The sequence below is a fragment of the Gemmatimonas aurantiaca genome, from assembly GCF_037190085.1.
GTDB lineage: Bacteria > Gemmatimonadota > Gemmatimonadetes > Gemmatimonadales > Gemmatimonadaceae > Gemmatimonas > Gemmatimonas aurantiaca_A.
Genome location: NZ_JBBCJO010000001.1, coordinates 121,913 through 137,145 on the forward strand (window position 1 = coordinate 121,913; position 15,233 = coordinate 137,145).

Here is a 15,233-nt window from a genome sequence, read left to right on the forward strand (position 1 = left end):
GACCCGTTGTTCATCCGTGTTGTTTCCGCCCCATCCGCATCATCCGCGGCAAAGCTGTTTTTGTTGTTGTTGGGATCTCAGTAGATCGCGCCATCCGAGGCGGTCACCACACCGCGCTGAACCTGCAGGGTGTACTGTCGTGCATTGGGCGCGGACCACTGCCCCAGGTCGAAGATCCCATTGGCGGACACATGCTGCACGTTTATGGGTGCCAGCGTCAGCGGAGTGTTCGCCGAACAGATCCGGGTTGCGGTGGCCGGCACCGAGATCAGATACGCACCCTTGCCACTGCCGAAGACGGTGGCTTTGCCCGAAGCGTCCACTCCCACCGCGGATTTTTCGTCGACAGCCAGCGCACGCGGACTGGCCGATGCACCGTCCTGCTGCAGTCGGGCCAGGAAGACGAGCAACCGCCCCATCCGATCACGAACGGCAAAGTGCGAATCGGTGATCACATCGTGCAGCACCGGCAGGGTGAACAGCGAACGGGAAAGGGTGACCGAAGAGTCGTAGGGACTCGCGAGCACGTCCTTCGACGTCGATGAAACGTTGAGTGCCGAATAGACATGTTCGCCGAGCACGGCGAGTCCGGCGCTGGTCCCGCCCACGGGATAGCCGGCCGCGATGCGGGCATTCACTTCGCGCTGCACGGCGGTACCGCGCCAACGTCTTTCGTATGTGGACTGATCGCCGCCGGCAATGAAGACCACTTCGGCGCGCCGGATGGCCTCGGCGATTTCCGGACGATCGGCGCCGGCGCGGGAGAAGATCACGAAACTCCTGACGGAGTTGACGCCCATGCCGGTCAGCATGGCGTGGTACCCATTCCCGCCGCTCGATCGCAGGATCACCACGTCGCCGAATCCGCCACCGGGGCGCTCGCCACCTTGTGCGAGCAACCATCGCATGCCGGCTTCGATGTCCGTGCCTCCGCCGGCGAGATAGGCACCGCCGCGTGGAGTTGTGCGCACGTCGGTATCGCTGCCGGAATGATAGACCGTGAATCCGCGGGCCGTGTCGGACTGGGGCGTGGAGGAAGTGGGTCTCGCACTGGACGGCGTCGCGGCGGTCGTCGCTGCGGTCGTCGTCGCCCCGGTCTGGGGTGTGGTCCGTGCACCTGCGCAGCCGGTGACCGTTGCAGCGGACACGAGGCACGGCAGCAGGAATCGTGAGAGTCGCATCGTCTCGGAGGAGAATACGAGGGGAATACGCGGAGAATACGCGTGCGGAACCGCTGGACGGGCGGCGATCCGTGGTGCACCTATTGGAGTGCCTGCGGGATTCCGTCCGGGAATGCCCGTGGGCACAAGTTAGTGCCGCCGCGGCACTGTCCCCACCCGCCTTTCCCGCCCTCCCCCCGTTCACCGCATGCGCCTGCTGCGAATCGCTCTCGTCTGCTGTGCGATGGTGCTGGGTTTGCCCCGCACCGCACACGCCACCTGGTCCGTCATCGCCGTCGACATGGCCACCGGTCGTGTGGTCATCGCCTCCGCCACCTGCGTCGACCGCGACGACAATTTCCTCATGGGCGTCCAGGCCGTGGTCGTGCCGGGCAAAGGTGTGGCGGCCTGCCAGGCCGGTGTCGATGGCACCCATGCCAATCAGATGCTGGTCTTCCGTGAACTGCAGAAGGGCACGGACCCGCAACGTATCATCGAAATGCTGTCCGCCGATCCGGCGTTCCAGAGTCGGCAGTTCGGCATCGTCGATCTGCAGGGACGCACGGCCGGGCATTCCGGGCTCTCCAACGGCTACGTCACGCAGGATATGCAGGGGCAGGTGCCGGGCACGCAGATCTACTACTCCATTCAGGGCAACATCCTGCGCGCTGGCGATGTGGTTCCCAATGCGGTGAAGGCGTTTCTGCACACCACGGGATCGCTCACCGACCGGGTGATGGCGGCGCTCGAGACCGCGGACCGCTTCGGCGGTGACAGCCGCTGTGTCTGCCCGCCGCTGCCCGCCGATGGCACGAAACCGGCAAACCCCTGTGAAGGACGCACCGCGTACGTGGCGTACATGCTCATGTCCAACAGCAACGACACGAACGGCGACTCGCACAACAACGGTCGCTATTCGATGTACCTCACGGTGGCGCAGCCGGAGCAGGGCGGCCCGAATGCCATCAAGCCCGGTGAGAATCTCAATCCGGTGAAGACGTTGCGGGCCCGCTACGATGCGTGGCGCAAGACGCAGCCGAGGGACTTCAAGTGATGCGCCCGATCGGCAGAGGTATCGGGTGGGGCATCGTGTCGGCCCTGCTGCTGAGTGTCCTGGTCGGTGATGCACGAGCCCAGGCGTCTGGAGGGGCGCGTCCGGCGTCCGGTCAGCCGGCCGCTCCCACGGCGCAACCTCCACGCGCACCAGCCCGTGCACCGATGCGTACGATGGCGCTCACATCGCCGGATTTTGTGGACGGCGGTGCGATCCCGGCCATGTTCGCGCAGACCGGTCGCGATGTGTCTCCCGCGCTCCAGTGGAGTGGTGTGCCCGACTCCACGCGCAGTTTCGTGCTGATCGTGCATGACGCCGACGCGCCGATGGGCGACGGGCTCGACGACATGCTGCACTGGATGGTGTGGAACATTCCCGGTTCGGCCACCTCGTTGCCCCGTGGCGTGTCGCAGGGCAGCACACTGCCCGATGGATCGCGGCAGATCAGTGTGAGCGGTCCGTACTATCGCGGTCCGGCTGCGCCGAGCACCGGGCCGGCGCATCACTATGTGTTCGAGCTGTATGCGCTCGACATTCCGGTGAATGTGGCGGCCACGGGCATGGCGCCTGCCGCCACACGGGAAGCGGTGATGCGCGCCATGGCGCAGCACATCCGGGGCAAGGGCGTTCTGGTGGGAACGTATCGGCGACCCGCGCCCTGACGGCGTTCCGGAACTCCGTTCGATGTACTCCTGATCGCTGCGCGCAGCAGATCGCAGCAGATGTGGCCGGCACGTGACACGCAGGTGACGTGTCCGTGTCGGCTTTGTCGTCCGGACCAGTGAATGTCACACCACCGTGCGCCTGCTCGTCTGCACCGATACCTATCCGCCGCTCGTCAACGGCGTCAGCGTCGTCACGGCGTTGACGGTGGCGGGACTGCGTCGCCGGGGCTGGGACTGTCTCGTGCTGACACCCGGTGCGGAGAACGTGGTCTCCTCGCGGGAGGCCGTCGTCGATGGTGTGGTGGCGTTACCGGCCGTGGCATGGCGCACATATCCCGATGTGCGTGCCGCATTCGGTGAACGGCGAACCGTGCGCGCCTTCGTGAAAAGTTTCCGTCCGGATCTGGTGCATTGTCCGACGGAGTTCGTGCTGGGATGGTACGGCCGCCAGGAAGCGCTGCGTGCCGGTGTGCCGTATTGCACGTCGTATCACACCGACTTCTCCCGATATACATCATCCTGGGGCGTGCCGTGGTTGCGGCGACCGGTGCAGTCGTGGATCCGGCATTTTCACCGTCGGGCTGCACGAGTGTACACTCCGTCGCTTTCGGCCCGCGACGATCTGCGGGCCTTGGGGTTGCGCGACATCGAGGTATGGGGCCGTGGGGTCGATGTGGACCTCTTTCAGCCGCGGAGGGATGTGCCGACCTGCTCCGTGACACGGCCTTTCCGGTTTCTCTATGTGGGCCGCCTCGCGCCCGAAAAGAATATCGGATTTCTGATCGAGGCATTCGCCACGGTGCGTGCCCGGTATCCGGAGATGCCCATGGAGCTGCAGATCGTCGGCGATGGCCCCAGTCGTGCCGCCCTGCAGCGTCGGGCCGCCCAGTCGGGTGGACCCGCCGTGCATTTTCTGGGCGTGCAGGATCGCGAGAAGGATCTGCCGGGGATCTACGCCGGCGCCGACGCATTCGTCTATGCGTCGACCACGGAAACGCTGGGGCTCGTGGTGCTCGAAGCGATGGCTGCGGGACTGTCGGTGGTGGCCGTTCCGGCCGGCGGTGTCGCCGAGCATTTGCGCGATGAGGTCAATGGATTGACCTATCCCGCGGACGATCACGAAGCGTGCGCGAATGCCATGTCACGTCTGATGCAGTCGCCGGCGCTGCGCACCCGGCTCGCGCAGGGAGCACGCAGGACGGCCGAACAATGGTCATGGGACAGCGAACTCGATCGTCTCGATGGAAGTTACCGGGAGATCGTTGCAGAATCCGCGCGGGATCGGCGCGATGATTGTGAGGGCGTTGTGGATTCTTCACGTGCCGCCCATGGACGTTGGAGCAGCCGATAGTCGTCGATCAGAGCGTCCCAGATGACGTCCCACCGCTTCGACGCCGCAAATGCCAGCGCATTGCCGCGTGCGGTGACACGTGCGGACGGATGGGCCAGCAGGTGCAGCACGGTGTCGGTGAACGCCCGCGCATCGCCTGGCGTCACCAGCCATCCCCGATCGGGAGCCAGTTGTTCCCGCGTGGGACCCACATCGGCGCCGATCACCGGAGTGCCGGATGCCATGGCTTCGAGCAGGACATTGCCGAAAGTATCGGTGGTACTCGGAAAGAGCAGCACGTCGCTCGATGCAAAGGCTTCGCTGAGCGCCTGTCCATCCAGTCGCCCCGTGATGAGCGATCCGGCGGGTGCCGATGCCCGAACGGCGTCTTCATACGGGCCATCACCCACGATCAGGAATCGCACACGCTCGGGGCAGCTGGCATGCAACTGTCGCATGCAGTCCAGCACCACATCGAGGCCTTTCTCGACACCAAGCCGGCCGATGTAGGACACGACCAGTGTATCGTCGTCCGCCTGCAATCGGGACCGCAGTTCGTTCGATCGATACCGCGGTGAAAAGCGCTCGGGATCGACGCCGCGCGACCACTCGCGGCACTCCACGAACCCATGGGCGTCGAGCTCACGAATGATCGCCTGCGTCGGACAATAGGTCCGCAGGCCGCTGTTGTGAAACCAGCGGAGGTAGTGCCACCCCGGTTCGGCCAGCATCCCGAGCCCGTAGTGTTCGGCGTAGGCGGTGAAGCTGGTGTGGTAGGAGGTGACGAACGGGACGTGCAGATCCCGGGCCATCGCCCGTCCGGCCAATCCGATGCCGAACTCGGTGGCGGCATGCACGATGGTGGGTTGGAATTCCTCGAGCTGCCGACGCACATCACGGCGTGCCGGCCATGCGAGCCGCAGTTGTGGATAGGCCCAGAAGCGTCGACCTGGAAAGCGCTCGATGAGGTCGACTGGTCCCGGGCCGGTAGCCGGATCGTCTTCATCGGCCACGGTGAAGACGCGCACGGCGCCTCCCCGCTCCTGTACCGCGTCGACCAGTCGGGCGAGTGTACGGGCCACCCCATTCACCTGTGGGGCAAAGGTATCGGTGAACAGGGCGAGTCGCAGTGGCGTCGTGTCGGACACGGCGGTCATTGACAGAGGGAGCGATAGGTGACGGGCGTGCGTCTGCGTGACCAGTGCTCCAACGACTGTCGCACCGACCGTGCCGTGAGGGAATGATGCAGGTCCTGCGGATGCAGCGCGATGCGCACGAGGGGGCTCGAGCGCAACCAGCGTCGATGCCACCATGCCAGCAGGTGCGACATGCGAGCTCGTGTGGGCGTGCGGCCGCTCCAGCGCACGACGGGCGTGCGTGTGGACATGCCCGCGGGCGCGTACACGCGGGACACGTCTTCACTGCATCGCAGCTCGGGAAACCGATGCGAGAGCTCCTGCACCGCGTGATGTGTCGTCATCGGAGCCAGCCACGCGGGTGGGACGAAGCCGATGGGACGCAACCCGAGGGCATGCAGCCGGTCCATGCCGCGCGCGATGCGATCGGACGCCACCTCGGGCTCCAGGGTGAGGAACTCTCCCTCGCCCGCGGTGCGTCCCAGCGCCTGCCATTCGTGTTTCAACGTGCGCGGCGATCCCACTTCATCGTGGCGCTCGCCATGCAGCAGGATATCCGCGCCGGACATCTGCGCGTGCCATATCCATTGCACGAAGGAGGCATGCCGCTCGAGCGGCCAGGCGCCATGCCAGTCGGGGACCACGAACAGCGCCGGCACGATATCGAACGACCGGCACCAGTGCCACAGCGTGTGGACCTCGTCTTCGAGTGCCGGTGTGACATCGTGGATCGAGACCAGCAATCGCTGCAGCCCTTGCCCGGGCGGTTGTTGTCGGAGTTGCGGTTCCAGTTGCGGTCGCGATTGCCGTGATGGGCCGCTTTGCCAGCCGGAGATCATTGCCCGCGCAGTACCTCGTCATACACGGCGAACAGGCGATCGAAAACAGTGGTCCAGTCGTGTTCGGTCTCCGCAAACCGTCGGCCTGCGGAGCCCAGCGTCAGCAGATCGGCGCGCAGCAGTGTGATGGCTTCCTCGGCCAGCGACGCCGAGCAATGGGGCACGAACAACCGGCCCGCTCCACTGGCGCGGACATGGTCGGCCACTCCCCCGGAATCGGCAGACAGCACCGGTGTGCCGCTGGCCAGGGCTTCGAGCGCCGAGAGGCCGAAGGTTTCGACGGCTCCCGGCGCGACGTACACGTCGAGTGCGGCCAGCAGATCGGCCAGCGCACGCCGATCGTGCTGGAAAGGGAGAAAGTGGACGCGCGATGCGTAGGGGTGCGCCCGCAGGCGCGGTTCGAGGGGGCCGGCGCCGACCAGCACGAGTCGGGCGTCCGTGGCACGTTCGACGGCGCTCCATGCGTCGAGCACTACGTCGAGTTCCTTCTCACGGGCAAAACGTCCCACGAATCCCACCAGCGGCGTCCGGGGCAGGCCGTGCCGCGCGCGCGTCTCGGCGCCTGTTTCCCGTCGCCGCGGCGTGAACGTCTCGAGATCCACTCCCAACGGCACGTGCGCGATCCGATCGATGCCTTCCCGCGCCAGATCGCGCGCCGCGGCGTCGGACGCGACGATGGTCACCGGGAACAGCGCATCGAGGCGTCGCATGTAGCGTGACGCCGAGCGATAGACGAATCGTTGCATGGGGCGCCAGCGACCGGCCCGTGGCGCGAACATCCGCGGCAGGTTGGTGTGATGAAAACACACCAGCGGCACGTCGAGCATGCGTGTGGCATGACGCACGATCCATGGCACGATGAACGGACTGCCGATCTCGATCAGATCGGGGCGTTCGTGCTGCACGATGCGGGAGATCGAGCGCGTCGCGAGCATGAACCGGTACGGACGCTGCCGCGGAATCGGTGGACCGGCCAATCGGTATGTGCGCACCCCTTCGCCGTCTTCCACGCTGTCGTGGGCACCCGGCACCAGGATCACGTGACGGAGCGACGGCCGTGCGGATACATACCGCGCCTTTTCGAGCAGGTAGGTGCGGATGCCACCGCTGGTGTCGCCGAACCACTCGGTGACGTCGAGTACCCCGCGCGCCGCGTCAGGACGCAGGCGCGAGGGAAATGGATCGGTGCGCAGAGTCAGGCCAGCAAGGGGTACGCGGTGATCAACGCAATGGCCTGACCGACGAGCACGTCACCCGGGTAGTGCACGCCCAGGGCCACCCGGGAGAAGCCCACCACGCAGGCGATGATCAGCAGCGGCAGTGTGCACAGCGGAAACGCCGCGGCGAAACCCACTGCCACCGCCATGGCCGCACAGGCGTGGCCACTCGGAAACGAAAACCGATCGGGCACGTGAATGAGTGCTTCGAACGACATCCGGGCCGAGGGTCGCGGTCGGCCCACGGTGCGCTTCACCACCTGCACCACCAGGTGCGAGCAGCCGAGCAGCAGTAACGTGCGCCACACCAGCGCGACGCTCACCATCGGCAGGGTCAGCGCGGCGAGGCAGGTCCCGATGGCGCCCCGTGCGCCGCCGGCATGCGTGATCAACATCCAGAAACGGCGCGGACGGGGCGACGCGGAGGGTGAGAGCGCCCACCGTGTGAAGAGTGCACGGTCCCGCGCGTCGAGATGGTGCAGCCAGGAGAGCATGGCTACACACTGACGAAACCCGATGACGGTTTGGATACCGGACAGTGACGGGGAAGTAACGCGCGGGCCACGGTCTGGCTGACTTCAGAGTTCTGATGTCAGAGATCAGATATCTGACATCAGAACTCCGACGGAGATAGGGAGCAGGGAGGAGGCGTCAGAGGTCAGAGGTCCGAGCACTGGCGGTCGGGGGTGTCGTGCGGGGCACTGGCCCACGGCCGGGCATGCGGCCGGGGTGCCCGCAGGGTCCCTCGGGGCGCGAAGCGCCCCGCAAAACACTGATCCCTTGCGTCAGTATCCACCCTGCGGACGAAGTGCTCAGACCTCTGACCTCGTAGTTGTCTGATCTCTCATCATTCGATCGCCGTCTCAGTTCTGACCGGCTGATTTCTGACCTCTGACCCCGTCTGAAGATCCGGTGAAGATCTGGAGCCAGGCCCCAGATCATCTGCCCTTTCCTCGCTCGCGTACCACCAGCGCATTCCCCACTTCGCGTTCGCCCGTCTGATCCGTGGGCGCATTCACGACCTTGCCATCGATCACCATGGTGGTCGAGCCGCCGCCGTCGAAATTGAGGGCGTTCCAGGCGCCGAGTGTGCGGAGGAACTCGGCGAGTTCCACGAGTGTCATGCCGACACTGTTGGTGGCGCGGCCGTCGACGGTGACCAGCCACGCGGTCTGTCCCGAGCGCGAAACCGCGATGGCCGTGCGTGGATGGCGGGCTTCGGCGTTGCGTGAGATCGTGCCTTCGAGGGTGGCCGCACGCGCCGCCACGTTTTCGCCGTCCTGCAGGAGCAATGGCCACCCGCCCAGCACGGCTTTGGGCGCGCGGCGTGAGGCCGAGCGCGGCCAGGTGTCCAGATGGACGCGCAGTGTGTCCGTCCGCGAAAGCCTCGCGACGCCTTCGGCCCGGTCCCCGTAACCCACGAGCACCGCGCCGTCGCGGGGGATCGGTCCGCCGCTGCGGGCATTCGTCGTATCGGTGGCCGCGTAGAGCAGCGTGTCACCCCGCATGCCGATCGGGCGCAGCCGCAACTCCGCGACGCGTCCGGTATCGGTCGGTGTGCTGGTACCAAAGCGCGGAGTGTAGAGGGCCGTGCCTTCGTAGCGTCCGGTGGGTTTGCTGTTCACGCTCAGGATCGGAACCGCACCCCGTCGTGTCCAGGCGCGCCCATCCAGGATGAAACGACCGAAGGTCAGACCGCCGGTGGGATCGATCGCGACCTGGCCATGCACGTTGTCGTAGGTGTCGTACGGAGAATCGGTCAGGGGCAATCCTTTCCACCATTCGCCGGCAAGCACCTGGTTGTTCTCGTTCTCGCCGGTCGCCAGGTCGAAGAAGTCCGCGTTGACGGCGACCCGTACGCGACTTGTATCGAATTGCAGGCGTTTCGCCATCGAAGAGGTGCGCTCCCGCCCCTGCAGGGCATCCTTCGCCCGCACCGCATCGAGCGAAAGCGCCGCATTGGTGAGATCGATCTCCACAATGTGGAATCGCCACGGTCCACGCGGATCGGCCCGCACTTCGTGTTGAAGACCGGGCGCCAGTTGGCGCACACCGGGCGTGGCTTCACCAGGACCCTGCGCCGGTGGACGGCATGCGGCCAGCAGGAGGAAGGGGAGAAGCGGGATGAGTGGGATGCGCCCCCGGGACAACGTACGCCGGTGACTCATGGACCCTCGCCTGTGGTTGGAGAGACAATGGCTGCTGGTCTCGGTAACAGCCATGTCATATTTTGGGTGAAGCAGTTCCATCCCTTCCCATCCCCCTTTCGGATACGGAAAACCCATGTTTCCTGCGTCGTTCAGGCGCCGGCTGACCCATTCGTGGGTCGCCAGAGCGCTTGTCGCCGGTGCCCTTGGTGCGCTGACCGCCACCACCGCGTTCGCTCAGAATACCATAACCCTCGAAGGAGCGGTGAGAGGAGACGGCGCCCCGATTGCCGGTGCCCAGATCACGATCACCAATGTCGCCACCAATGAAGTCGCCCGGGCGCTCACCCGTCCCTCCGGCGACTTTCGCGTTCTGGGTCTGTATTCCGGTCAGTACACGGTCAACGTGCGAGCGATCGGTTTCCGTCAGCGTACGGATACCGTTCAGCTCGTGATCGGTCAGCGCGCGCGCCTCGAATTCGATCTCGAGAAGGGGGCGGCGGAGCTCGAAGCGTTGGCCGTCGTGGCCGAACGCGTGAAGCAGGTGGAAGTGCAGCGCATGTCGGTGTCGGCGCCCGTCATGAAGGAAGAGATCGAGAATCTTCCGTTCAACTCGCGCGGCATCATGAACCTTGCCGGCATCGCGCCGGGCATCAAGACGTACGCACCGCAGTCGGGTCGTACACTCCCGTCGGGTGGTGCCGCACCGGATCTCCGTTTCTTCAACGTCTACATGGACGGTGTCGAAATGAAGAGTCTCTACAACGGCAACATCGTGGGCCTCGGCCAGACGGGTTCGCCGCTGCCGCAGGAAGGTCTCGAACAGTTCCGCGTGTATCTCAATCCGTACGATGCGGAATTCACCCGCGCCGGTTCGTACGTGATCAGCGCGGAAAGCCGCCGTGGCACGAACGAGTTCAAGGGGTCGGGCTTCGGCTTCTATCAGGGCAAGTCGATGCTGGCGCAGAACGCGTTCCAGACCTCGGTGCCCAACTACGGTCGCACGCAGCTCGGCTTCAACCTCTCGGGGCCGATCCAGAAGGACAAGCTGTTCTTCGCGGCGAGCTATGAACTGACCAGCACCGATTTCTATCTCGACGTGAACCCGATCAGCGGTCCGTGGGGGCAGTACAAGGGATCGTTCCTGGCGCCCAACCGCAATCACACCGCGTTCACGCGTCTCACCTGGGTGCAGAGCCCACGTTTCACGTACGATTTCATGGGATCGGCGCGTTACCTCCGCGGTGAAGGCAACTTCGGCGGTCGCACGTCGCAGGACGGCGGCATCTCGCAGACCTACGACATCTACACCGCGCAGCTCCGCCAGCGCTATCTGTCGCAGGGTGGCAACTTCGTGAACGAAGCCAGCCTGCAGTACGTGAGCTGGAGCCACAACGAAGCGCCGCTCAAGCCGGGCCCGCAGTTCAACTACCCCGGCATCATCTTCGGCACGTCGGGCTTCCCGCTCATTCTGACGGAGAAGCACTTCCGCGCCGTGAACCGCTCCACGTTGAACATCGACAACGCCAGCGGTTCGCATGTGATCAAGTTCGGCGTGGAACTGAGCACCATCGCCGCCACGCAGAACCAGCCGAACAACACCAACGGCACGTTCACGTTCGCCTCGGACACGTCGACGCTGCCGATCTCGGCCTCGATCGCCGTGGGCTTCAACGATCCCAACGGCAAGTCCGACGCGATCGCCGACGCCACGGGGTACACCACCGGCATCTACATCAACGACGAGTGGCGCATCAAGCCGCACTTCACGTTGTCGCTGGGGCTGCGTCACGATGCCGAGATCAACACGATGAACAACGACTACGAGACCCCGTGGTCGAAGGATCCGGTACTGACGGCCATTCCGGCGCTCAAGAACTACATCAACGCCGGCAACCGCAAGAACCAGCTCGGCAACATCTCGCCGCGCGTCTCGTTCTCGTGGGATCCGTTCAAGAACAACCGCACCTTCGTGCGCGGCGGTTTTGGCATCATCTACGATCGTGTCACGAGCTTCATGGGCTTCCAGGAACGCCGCAATTCCACGTGGCGTACCTACACCTTCGCGAACCCGGGCACGAAGGATCCCGCGGTGCTGCGTCAGCGCGTGATCGGCGGTGTCACGGCAACGGCGTCGCCGATTCTCATGAATCTCGACATGAAGACGCCGAACGCCAAGCAGATGTCCATCGGCTTCGGCCACCAGCTCACGAACGAGTTCGGTTTCAACATCGACTACGTGCGTCAGCACATGGACAACCTCTATGTGCAGCGCAATCCGAACTATCTCGACAAGACGGTCACGCCGAACGTGCGCAAGCTGACGCCCGCGTACGGCGACATCCTGATCTGGGATGACATCGGACAGTCGGACTATTCGTCCCTCCTGCTCCAGGCCACCTACCAGCGCAACAAGATGCGCTTCAACCTGGCCTACACGCTGGGCTGGTACCAGGGCGATTTCGACACGGCCGGTCTGCCGACCTACACGTACGACTTCCTCTTCAACCGCCAGCGTACCACGGGTGACGAGCGCCATCGTGTGACGCTGTCCGACATCATCCCGCTGCCGTTCGGCTTCAACTTCTCGTCGGTGGCCACGATCGCGAGCCCGCGCCCGTTCCTCACCACCGATGGTCGCGACATCAACCTGGACAACGTCCTGAGCGACGACTATCCGGGTGGCACGGTGAACAGCACCGGCATCCGCACCACCATGCCGGCCAACTCGTGGAACAACTGGTACCGCACGGTGGACGTGCGTCTGACCCGCCCGCTCTTCACCTGGAACAAGGCGAAGGTGAGTCTGTCGGCCGAAGCGTTCAACGTGTTCAACTTCAACAACAACCTCTCGTACGGTGGCACGCAGTTCAACGCCAACGGTTCGCAGGTGGCGACATTCGGCAAGCCGACTGCCGCGTACGGCGCCCGTATGGGCCAGGTGGGCATGCGCTTCGACTTCTGACGGCGCGTGGTGGACAGAAAGACGAAGGGCCCCGGATACCCGGGGCCCTTCGTTTGTTCTGGGGTCTGGGCTCAGACCGTCAGAGGTCAGATGTCAGATGTCAGATGTCAGATGTCAGAACTGAGACGGAGATAGGAAGCAGGAAGGAGTGGCCAGATGTCAGAGGTCCGAGCACGTCGTCCGCGGGGTGGGGTGCTGACACGAGAGTCCGGCGTTCTGCGGGGCGCTGCGCGCCCCGGGGGGCCTGCGGGTGCCCGGCCAGTAGCCGGTGGCGCGCACGACCCCATCAACCGCCAGAGCTCAGATCTCTGACATCTGGCCACTCCTTCCTGCTTCCTATCTCCGTCTGAGTTCTGGTCTTCTGATCTCTGACCTCTGACCCCGTCTGAAAATCTGACCTCTCATGCCGGCGGCACCAGTTCGAGAACAACCCCTTCGAGTACGCCCACCGGTACGGTGATCTCCTGAGCGCCGCCTTTCAGCGTGCCCAGCTCCTGCGTGCCGTTGCTGTCGCGGCGCACGATGCGTGTGTTGGCGGGCAGTCCCCACAAGGCCGGATCGAGGGTGACCTTTGCCTCGACCGGCTCGAGATTGATGCCCGCCAGCGCCACCGCCACGCGTCCGTCGGCAGCCCGCCACGCGCCACTCAGCACTTCCGGCGTCATGATGTGTGCCTCGGTGGGACCGCCAAGGCGGGCGGCGTAGATGGAGATGCGTGACAGCAGCAGATCCACTTCCGGAACCTGCACCTTCGGCGCTCTGAGGAACTCGCCGGTCTGGAAGAACTCGCGCAGTCCGTAGCGCAGCCGCGCCAGACGTCCGAAGTAATCCATCTCCCGCCGACGCGCGGTGAGCTGGTCGGGCAGGAAGTTCGCGATCGTGGGTTGCATGCCCCACACGAACATGCGCGCCTGTTCGAGGTGGAACTGCCGCACGAATTTTTCGTCCAGCAACTGCATGGCCGTGGCGGGACGCTTCTCCTTCGGCCACAACTCGTCGTAGGGCGGCAGCGTGAGGGAGCCGTACGTGCCGTAGGTGAGCGCATAGGGGTGATAGGCCGCCTGGAACATCGGGACCACCTCCCATCCGCTCGCCGGGTCGGCATACCGCTCCTGGCTCACCTGCAGGGTGAGGAACGCGTCCAGATCGGGCAGCCAGCTCTCACCACCCCCTTCACCGGCAAATCCGCGACCGGCGCCGCCACGTTCACGCAGATTCTTCGCCAGTTCGCGGAAGCCCTGCATCCAGTAATTGCCACCACCCACCGGATGATCGTGGCCCGGCGTCCAGTCGATCAGACTCAACACCGCCTGATCCATGTAGATCCCGTCGATGCCGTACTGATTGAGCACGGTGTCCGCGATGCCGACATACTTGTTCCGCCAGAACGCATCGTGCGGATTCATCGTCGCGCAGGGCAGGGGATTGAACACATTGTACGTCTCGAGACGCACCGTGCCGTTCCGTTCACGCACCGCCCACTGCTCCGCGCCCTCCTTCGACCAGCTCGGGGTGTTGGTGCACCAGAGGCGCTGGTTCATGTACACGATGGCATGCAGGCCGGCCGCATGCGCTTTGGACACCGCTGCCGTGAACGCCGGCGCGCCTTCACGCGGCGGGATGTAGTCGGGGAAGCTCGTGTCGTAGGGGCCGTGATGCCACCAGTGCCAGAAGACATTCACCGGCAGACCCACGTCCTTCTGCAGCACCGCCGCGGGTTCGAGCACCACGTTGGAGCGGCCACGGTTCCACTCCCAGGCGCCCGCGTCGCGCATCCACTCCGGTGTGACACCCGAGTGCAACCGGCTTTCACGCGCCCAGTACTGCTTCGTGCCCCACTGTCGATATCGCTCGATGGCGGAGAACCAGTCGCCCGGCACGATGCCGATGATCGCGCGATACGACGGCGCGTACGACGCGTTGGTTCCCGGATCGGACAGCACGTGCACCATGGCATACGTGGCCGTATCACCGCCGCCCTCACCGCGCAGCGTGAAGCTCTTGCGATAGGCCGCACTGTCGTCGGCCGCGAAATACAGGCCGCCACGTTCGGGGTGCGACAGCGCCATCATCTGCATCGATGTCGCGCCGGGGTAGGCGAACTCCAGTCGACGACCCTTGCCTTCCGGACCGGCCAGCATCGTACGCGGATGACGGGCGCGCTGACCCATCCACGACGGCACCGCGAGTTCATCACCGTCCTGGACGACGATACCGGTGAGACGTGGGAAGTGCACCTGCTCCACGTCCGTGCTGTCGATGCCACCGAGGGCGATATGCCACGCCGTCGTGCTGTCGGCATGGAGCGCCACGCTCGCCGTTACGGACAGCCGGCCATACGGTGCGGGAAACTCCCCCCATTCCAACGCGAGACTGTCACCGCTCACCCGGCGCGCCGTGAATTTTTTCGCGGCCGCAGCGGCAAGCGTGTGCCGTGCCGAGTCGGCACCGATGTCGAGCACCCAGAGCCCGAGGGAGTCGGTGGGATGCCCGGCGCGTTGTTGCCCCTTGCCGTCGAGCAGTGACAGCACATGGCCGTCCTGCGGTGAGAGCGTCAGCGAGAGTCCCGGCGAGCGCAGCGTGAGATCGCCGCCGCCACAGGCCAGTGTGCCCACCGATGCGGAGACGAGGAAAGCGCGATGCAACAACCGCCGCACCCTGGGGTGCGGCGGTCGGGTCTGCGCGCCTTCCGAACGGATATCCTGATGCAGGGACATGAT

Annotated in this window: 11 protein-coding genes; 4 read left to right on the forward strand and 7 right to left on the reverse strand. The window is 65.1% G+C overall.

Annotated features, from left to right (window positions below; translation table 11 throughout):
• Positions 1 to 77 precede the first annotated feature (77 nt).
• Positions 78 to 1,181, reverse strand: a complete 1,104-nt coding sequence (locus tag WG208_RS00535; protein WP_337169361.1) for a cyanophycinase — start codon at positions 1,179 to 1,181, stop codon at positions 78 to 80.
• A 187-nt stretch (positions 1,182 to 1,368) separates the two neighbouring features.
• Here WG208_RS00535 and WG208_RS00540 point away from each other — a divergent pair, with 187 nt between their 5' ends.
• The 3 genes from WG208_RS00540 to WG208_RS00550 all read left to right on the forward strand — a co-directional run bounded on the left by WG208_RS00540 (position 1,369) and on the right by WG208_RS00550 (position 4,230).
• Positions 1,369 to 2,214, forward strand: coding sequence for a DUF1028 domain-containing protein (locus tag WG208_RS00540; protein ID WP_337169362.1), 846 nt, complete (start codon positions 1,369 to 1,371; stop codon positions 2,212 to 2,214).
• Positions 2,214 to 2,876 (forward strand): YbhB/YbcL family Raf kinase inhibitor-like protein, encoded by a 663-nt coding sequence (locus tag WG208_RS00545; RefSeq protein WP_337169363.1) that lies wholly within the window; start codon positions 2,214 to 2,216, stop codon positions 2,874 to 2,876. Before WG208_RS00540 ends, WG208_RS00545 begins: the two co-directional genes overlap by 1 nt.
• Positions 2,877 to 3,012: 136 nt before the next feature.
• Complete coding sequence (locus tag WG208_RS00550) at positions 3,013 to 4,230, forward strand: glycosyltransferase family 1 protein (protein ID WP_337169364.1); 1,218 nt, start codon at positions 3,013 to 3,015, stop codon at positions 4,228 to 4,230.
• Here the strand turns inward: WG208_RS00550 and WG208_RS00555 are convergent.
• From WG208_RS00555 to WG208_RS00575, 5 genes are all read right to left on the reverse strand, one after another.
• The gene (locus WG208_RS00555; protein WP_337169365.1) at positions 4,128 to 5,366 is read right to left on the reverse strand and encodes a glycosyltransferase family 1 protein; all 1,239 of its coding nucleotides are present in this window, start codon (positions 5,364 to 5,366) and stop codon (positions 4,128 to 4,130) included. The two genes, WG208_RS00550 and WG208_RS00555, sit on opposite strands and share 103 nt — an antisense overlap.
• Positions 5,363 to 6,088, reverse strand: coding sequence for a DUF2334 domain-containing protein (locus tag WG208_RS00560; RefSeq protein ID WP_337169366.1), 726 nt, complete (start codon positions 6,086 to 6,088; stop codon positions 5,363 to 5,365). Before WG208_RS00560 ends, WG208_RS00555 begins: the two co-directional genes overlap by 4 nt.
• Before the next feature lie 92 nt (positions 6,089 to 6,180).
• Complete coding sequence (locus WG208_RS00565) at positions 6,181 to 7,383, reverse strand: glycosyltransferase (protein ID WP_337169571.1); 1,203 nt, start codon at positions 7,381 to 7,383, stop codon at positions 6,181 to 6,183.
• Positions 7,380 to 7,895, reverse strand: coding sequence for a phosphatase PAP2 family protein (locus tag WG208_RS00570; protein WP_337169367.1), 516 nt, complete (start codon positions 7,893 to 7,895; stop codon positions 7,380 to 7,382). The genes WG208_RS00565 and WG208_RS00570 overlap by 4 nt, the downstream gene beginning before the upstream one ends.
• Positions 7,896 to 8,339: 444 nt before the next feature.
• On the reverse strand, positions 8,340 to 9,569 hold the full coding sequence (locus WG208_RS00575; RefSeq protein ID WP_337169368.1) for a phosphodiester glycosidase family protein: 1,230 nt from the start codon (positions 9,567 to 9,569) through the stop codon (positions 8,340 to 8,342).
• Between the two features lie 115 nt (positions 9,570 to 9,684).
• Here WG208_RS00575 and WG208_RS00580 point away from each other — a divergent pair, with 115 nt between their 5' ends.
• Complete coding sequence (locus WG208_RS00580) at positions 9,685 to 12,513, forward strand: TonB-dependent receptor (protein WP_337169369.1); 2,829 nt, start codon at positions 9,685 to 9,687, stop codon at positions 12,511 to 12,513.
• Positions 12,514 to 12,914: 401 nt separating this feature from the next.
• Here the strand turns inward: WG208_RS00580 and WG208_RS00585 are convergent, their stop codons facing one another.
• Positions 12,915 to 15,230 (reverse strand): DUF6259 domain-containing protein, encoded by a 2,316-nt coding sequence (locus WG208_RS00585; protein WP_337169370.1) that lies wholly within the window; start codon positions 15,228 to 15,230, stop codon positions 12,915 to 12,917.
• Positions 15,231 to 15,233 lie beyond the last annotated feature (3 nt).

Bases quoted from the DNA above. Each gene is read 5' to 3' on its own strand.
- WG208_RS00535 (WP_337169361.1), bottom strand. From the start codon at position 1,181: ATGCGACTCTCACGATTCCTGCTGCCGTGCCTCGTGTCCGCTGCAACG.
- WG208_RS00540 (WP_337169362.1), top strand. From the start codon at position 1,369: ATGCGCCTGCTGCGAATCGCTCTCGTCTGCTGTGCGATGGTGCTGGGT.
- WG208_RS00545 (WP_337169363.1), top strand. From the start codon at position 2,214: ATGCGCCCGATCGGCAGAGGTATCGGGTGGGGCATCGTGTCGGCCCTG.
- WG208_RS00555 (WP_337169365.1), bottom strand. From the start codon at position 5,366: ATGACCGCCGTGTCCGACACGACGCCACTGCGACTCGCCCTGTTCACC.
- WG208_RS00570 (WP_337169367.1), bottom strand. From the start codon at position 7,895: ATGCTCTCCTGGCTGCACCATCTCGACGCGCGGGACCGTGCACTCTTC.
- WG208_RS00575 (WP_337169368.1), bottom strand. From the start codon at position 9,569: ATGAGTCACCGGCGTACGTTGTCCCGGGGGCGCATCCCACTCATCCCG.
- WG208_RS00580 (WP_337169369.1), top strand. From the start codon at position 9,685: ATGTTTCCTGCGTCGTTCAGGCGCCGGCTGACCCATTCGTGGGTCGCC.
- WG208_RS00585 (WP_337169370.1), bottom strand. From the start codon at position 15,230: ATGTCCCTGCATCAGGATATCCGTTCGGAAGGCGCGCAGACCCGACCG.